The sequence below is a fragment of the Micromonospora sp. KC723 genome (assembly GCF_004348595.1).
Classification (GTDB): Bacteria; Actinomycetota; Actinomycetes; order Mycobacteriales; family Micromonosporaceae; genus Micromonospora.
In genome coordinates this window covers 1-927 of record NZ_SMKD01000283.1, presented here as the reverse complement: position 1 = coordinate 927, position 927 = coordinate 1, and the positions used below count along the sequence as shown (strand labels likewise).

The 927-nt window shown below is 76.4% G+C and carries 1 protein-coding gene; it reads right to left on the bottom strand.

The features are described from left to right. A partial coding sequence (locus E1165_RS28655; protein WP_132394798.1) for a D-alanyl-D-alanine carboxypeptidase family protein occupies window positions 1-927 on the bottom strand: 927 nt, incomplete at both ends.

Below are 927 nucleotides of genomic sequence, written 5' to 3'. Positions count from 1 at the left end.
GGGAGGGCTCACGGGCGTACCCTGCGGGGTGGCCTCCCCCGGCTCCACGAGTCGACCGACCGAGGCGTCCCGGGGCAGCGAGAAACCCCAGTCGAGCAGGCGCGCGCCCTGCTCCCACCCGGGCAGCGGCCGGCGTTCGGCACCGAGCAGCGTCACCACGAGTCGCCGGCCACCCCGCTCGGCCGCGCCGACGTAGGTGTGCCGGGCCAGGTCGGTGAAGCCGGTCTTGCCGCCGAGCGCCCCCGGGTACCGGTAGATCAGATCGTTCTCGTTCTGGATCTGGAAGCCGGGCTTCCTCAGCGCCGGCTGGGCCGGGATCTGGGCGCGCTCGGTCAGCGCGTACCGGCGGAAGGTGGGGTCGGCGAAGCACACGCGGGCGATCAGCGCCAGGTCGTACGCGCTGGTGAACTGGCCCGGGCCGTCCAGCCCGGAGGGCGTCACGGCGCGGGTCCGCAGGGCACCGAGCCGGCGCGCCTCGGCGTTCATCTGCGCCACCCCGGCCTGCGCGCTGCCGGCGCCGAGCCGGGCGAGCATGTTCGCCGCGTCGTTGCCGGACTGCAGCAGCAGCCCCAGCCAGAGCGTCTCCACCGGGTACCGGCCGCCCACCAGCAGGCCGACCGCGGAACTGCCCGGCTCGATGTCGAGGTCGGCGCGGGTGGCGGTGGCTACCTGCTTCGGGTCGAGTCTCGGCAGCATGGTCGCGGCCAGCAGCAGCTTCTGCACACTCGCCGGGGTGGCGTGCTCGTGCGGGCCGCAGCCGCCCAGCACCGCGCCGCTGTCGAGGTCGGCGACCAGCCACGAGGTCGCCGTCACCGGCGGCGGCGCCGCCACGCCGGGTGGGACGACCAGGCCGGCGGTGGCGAGCGCGGGGCCACCCACCGTCCGCTGCTCGGGCGACGCCGGCGGCGGCGTGGGTCGGGGTGGGCG